The 5,084-nt window shown below is 50.0% G+C and carries 1 protein-coding gene; it reads right to left on the bottom strand.

Annotated elements, in window-relative coordinates; all coding sequences use genetic code 11:
- Positions 1 to 5,084, bottom strand: a 5,084-nt coding sequence (locus tag EAE93_RS23415; RefSeq protein WP_214040681.1) for a non-ribosomal peptide synthetase, incomplete at both ends; no start/stop codon positions are given.

A 5,084-nucleotide genomic window follows, 5' to 3' on the forward strand; every position in this document is an offset into this window, starting at 1 on the left:
GCCAGATGAGGGATAACCGTATAAATCTGCTGTTCCATCTGGGTTGTCAGGCCCGCGATGGTTTTCAGCGCAAACAACTGCGCCAGTGAGACCTCGGTTGCCAGTATGCGGCGGATGGCGGCGGTCAGCTTAATTGCCGTCAGGGAGTTGCCCCCGATACGGAAGAAATTATCCTCGATGCCCACCCGCTCTAGCCCCAATACGTCCTGCCAAATGACACACAGTTGGGTTTCCAGCGCATTGCGGGGCGCGACATAGTTGTTACGATCCCCCCAGACTGGCTCAGGCAAGGCGCGGCGATCCAGTTTGCCGTTCAGAGTCAGGGGGACTGTTTCAATACGGGTAAAGCTGGCAGGCAGCATATAGTCCGGTAAGCGGGAAGAGAGATGCTCAGTCAGGCTGTCATCAGACAATTCCCCCGTCGTCACCAGATATGCCGCCAGTACTTTATGGCTGTTATGCTCACGGTCAATCACCACTGCCTGTTTTACCTGTGGGTGGGCAGTCAGGGCAATTTCAATTTCACCCAATTCAACGCGATAGCCACGGATTTTGACCTGAAAATCATTGCGGCCCAGATATTCCAGATTGCCATCCGGCTGCCAGCGGACCAAATCGCCAGTTCTGTACAGGCGGGTGTAACCGAGTGCCTTGTCTTCTGCGGTGGCAAAGGGATTCGCTACAAAACATGCGGCCGTTAGTTCAGGACGGTTTAAATATCCCCGCGCCAGCCCGGCACCGCCGATATAGAGTTCTCCCGGCGCTCCGACAGGAGACAGATGACCATGACTATCAAGAACATAAAGGCGGGCGTTATTAATCGCTTTACCAATGTTTGTTGCAATATCTCCATGTTGATACTGCTTTCCTGTCGCACAAACGGTCACTTCTGTCGGGCCGTAAGCATTCAGTATGCTGTTGTATTGGCTGAAATAGTCAAGAAAATCTGGAGAAGGTGACTCTCCGGCGGTGACTAATAATTGCAGGGAAGGCAACTGAGCCCCAGTTAATAATTTCAGTATGGCCGGGGGTAAGGTGGCTATTTCAATATTTTCCCGCTGGATAAGCTTTTCAACGGCGGGGACATTACGTTCGGTTTCGCTGCAAAGGTAAATGGTATGACCATGAAGCAGGCTGAGGAATAACTCGGAAACTGAGGCGTCAAAGACATAAGCGGCAAACATTAAGGCTTTTTTTCTCTTTGTCGCATTAAAAAGCGCTGCCTGTGCCGCCACCAGATGAGCCACATTTTTGTGCTCAATCATGACCCCTTTCGGCTGGCCGGTGGTGCCTGAGGTGTAGATGATATAAGCCAAATCCGAGGGTTTGTTTACCGATGCCGGATTGTTTACCGGCTGGTCTGCGGTGATTGTCGGGTCATCCGTTGCTATCAGTACCGGTTGTCCTGCGCATGTTTGCGTATCTGTCGCCAGCGTTGCCAGATACCTTTGCTGAGTGACGACGCAGGGGGATTGGGTATCGCCTAAAATAAACCGAACCCGCTCTAATGGATATTCAGGGGAAATGGGCACATAAGCGCCCCCGGCTTTCAGTGCCGCCAGAATACTGATGACCATGTCCAGACTGCGGTCGAGGTAGAGAGCGATGGGGGTATCCGCTTGCATAGGAACATGATGGTGTGGCTGACAGCGTTCACGGATCACATAGGCCAGTTGATTTGCCCGTTCGTTAAGCTGGCGATAGGTCAGGGATTCGCCTTCAAACACCAGCGCCACGTTATCCGGTGTGCTTTCCACTTGAGCTTCAAACAGTTGTTGCAGGGTTTTATCCTGCGGGTAAGGGGCATCAGTCTGATTCCATCGGTGCAACAGAGTATGACGCTCTGTTTCGCTGAGGAAGGTGATTGACGTATGTAACTGGTCTGGGTTGCATGCCGCCGCGTGCAGGATACGCTCAAGCTGACCCAGTAGGCGCTGTGCCTGTGCTTCTGTCAGCCAGTCTTTGCCATAACTAAATTTGATGATGAGACTGTTATCGTGCTCATAGGCTGCCAGCGATACCGGATAATCCACTTTTTCGACGGACTGACGGAATGTCAGGGTATGTTCTATACCGGCAGGGTTTTGGCTTACCACGGGGGCCGGGTAGTTTTCAAATACCAGCAGGCTGTGGAATAAGCGTTCTCCGTCGGATTGTAAACTGGCCAGCGAGACGGCACTGTGGCTGTTGAGGGCTGCAATAGCCGTCTGAATATCTTGTAAAACTGCGGCTATACTGTCTGTTGGACGCCATTGCACCCTCAGTGGCAAGGTATTGATATACAGGCCAACACTGGATTCAATCCCCGCCACCGGAACATCGCGGCCGGAGACGGTGGTGCCGACAATGGTCTGTGCATCGCCTGTGTAGCTGTGAAGTAGCTTATGCCAGGCAAATTGCAAGGCCACATTCAGCGTCACACCTTGTGTCCGGCACATATCCTTAAGCTGCGCATAAGTGTTGCTCTGTATAGTGAATAGTTGCTCAGCGGGTTTTTCAACGGTTTTTATCTGCGTTAAATCAACGCAATGACTTAGCAAGGGCGAAAAATCATTCATTCCGTGGAGTTGTGATTTATGTTCAGCCCAATAAGCCTCGGATTCTGCTTTATGATCCAGATAATATTGCTGGGTTGCCAGATAGGCTTTATCTACCACTATTTGGGGGACACGTTCTTGTGTGAGTTCGTTGTAATATTCATGCACAGCCTGCAATAAAATCGGGCTGCTCCAGCCATCGGTAATACAATGATGTTGCGTGATTAGCACCGTTACCAGATGCTCACTCTGTTTAATTAAGGTGAAGCGAATTAAGCCTGGCTGACTTAGATCAAACGGCAGGGTACGGTCATGTTGTTGAATTGCGTCAATGGCGCTGTTCCATTCTTCTTTTGGTAATTGACTGATATCTTTGATCTCGAAATTCACCGAATGAATACTTGCGTCTTTCGTCACAACTTGTAACACCTCGTCTTCCCAGTTAAATGCTGTTCTGAGGATGGGGAAGCGTAGCGAGGCCAGCGCCCAGGCCCGCTGGTAGGCGGCAAGATCGAGTTGTGTGTGATAATCCAGTAACAGTTGTACGCGATAGGCATCATCTTGTGGCTGGGTCAGATGATGATAAATAAATCCTTGTTGCAAACTGGTAGCGGGGTACAAGGCTTCAAGCGGGTAGCGCTGTTGTAGCTGGCGTAGGCGAGAGATTGACAGCCCGTCAATACCATAATCACTGGGGGTTCTTATCCCGCCGGCTTGCGCCTGTTGTTGACCAGCCATAATGACAACCTGGAGAGTCTGCTCAAATGCGGTGATAAATACTTGTGTCTGAGTCGGTGTTAAGCGCGAACTGACACTGAATTGCAGCCTGCCAGCTTGAATTAGTCCGTTAATATTTAGCAGTAAATGACTATAGTTATTGTTTGCTATTACATTTCCACAATAGTCGTTGGTCAGTGACCAGTTTTGCCCGATTGCTCCTCCCAATTGACCGAGGTAATTGAAGCTTATCGCCGGTAAATCCCCATTCAAATAGCCTGCCTGATGTAATGCCCCATAACCAATGCCTTTATTGGGCACAGTACGAAGCATCTCTTTGGTGTGAATGATGGTGTCTGCAATATTCGTCTTCATTGCCAGACGAACGGGATACAGCGTGGTAAACCAGCCGATAGTTTCAGAAACATCCAGTTTGTTGTCGATGCTCTCTCGACCGTGGCCTTCAAGCGTGATGTGGTTAACCGGTTGAGAAAAAACAGCTTGTAATGCCAGCGTGAGAGCGCTGAGAAGTAAGTCATTGATTTCGGTCTCATAGCCGGCATTGGCTTCATGCAGCAGAGTGTTGGTCAATTCGGCGGAGATGCTCAGCATGTGATGACTGATTTCATCTGAAGCTGTGTGAGTAGGGTTCCCTGCTATGACTTGCTGCCAGTAGGAAACTTCCTGTTGATTGAGTTTTGCATAGTGATGGACGGCACTCACCCATTGACGATAACTACTGGTTTTTTCTGGCAGTGTTTCGCCATGCAACAATCTGCGTATATCTTCAGCAATAATTCGCCAGGAAACCACATCAATAATCAAATGGTGGAATGCGAAAAATAGCCGGGCGCTGCCATCCGTATATCCGGTCAGATGACCTGCCTGCCATAATGGCCCGCGGCAATAATCAAAGTTACTTTGCCATTGGGTTAGTTGTTGATGTAATGCTTCCTTATTTAATCCCCTGATATCACAGTGATGTAAGAGGGAATATGGAGATGGCATTTCCGTGGAATAGTACTGACGGTAGCCGTTTTCGGTATCTATAAAACGGACACGCAGCATATCGTGCTGTTTAGTCAGCATTATCAGGGCCTGTTCAATCTGTACGGATTTGATATCCCCGGGGATCTGGATCATAAATGCCTGATTCCAATGGTGTGGATTTGGCCAATTCCAGTCGAAGAAGGTCTGTTGGATAGGCAACAGGCTAAATTCCCCGCTTAACAGTCCCTGCTCTGCGAGCATGTTGATGGTAGGTGATGAGAGATCTAGCAGTTGGGCTAACCGGGCCACCGTTGGTGCTTCAAAAATTGATTTAACCTGGAGGGAAAAGCCCGCTTGCCGCAGTTTTGACACCAGTTGAATACTGACAATGGAATCCCCCCCGATGCGGAAAAAGTTATCTTCAATGCCAATGCGCTCCAGCCCTAACACGTCCTGCCAAATGGCACACAGTTGAGTTTCCAGCGCATTGCGGGGCGCGACATAGCTGTCACGATTCCCCCAGACTGGCTCAGGCAGGGCGCGGCGATCCAGTTTGCCATTTAGGGTCAGGGGGACTGTTTCAATACGGGTAAAGCTGGCCGGCAGCATATAGTCCGGTAAGCGAGAAGAGAGATGCTCAGTCAGGCTGTCATCAGACAGTCCCCCCGTCGTCACCAGATATGCCGCCAGTACTTTATGGCTGTTATGCTCACGGTCAATCACCACTGCCTGTTTTACCTGTGGGTGGGCAGTCAGGGCAATTTCTATTTCACCCAATTCAACGCGGTAGCCACGGATTTTGACCTGAAAATCATTGCGGCCCAGATATTCCAGATTGCC

The organism is Photorhabdus akhurstii (genome assembly GCF_018448925.1).
Taxonomy (GTDB): Bacteria; Pseudomonadota; Gammaproteobacteria; order Enterobacterales; family Enterobacteriaceae; genus Photorhabdus; species Photorhabdus akhurstii.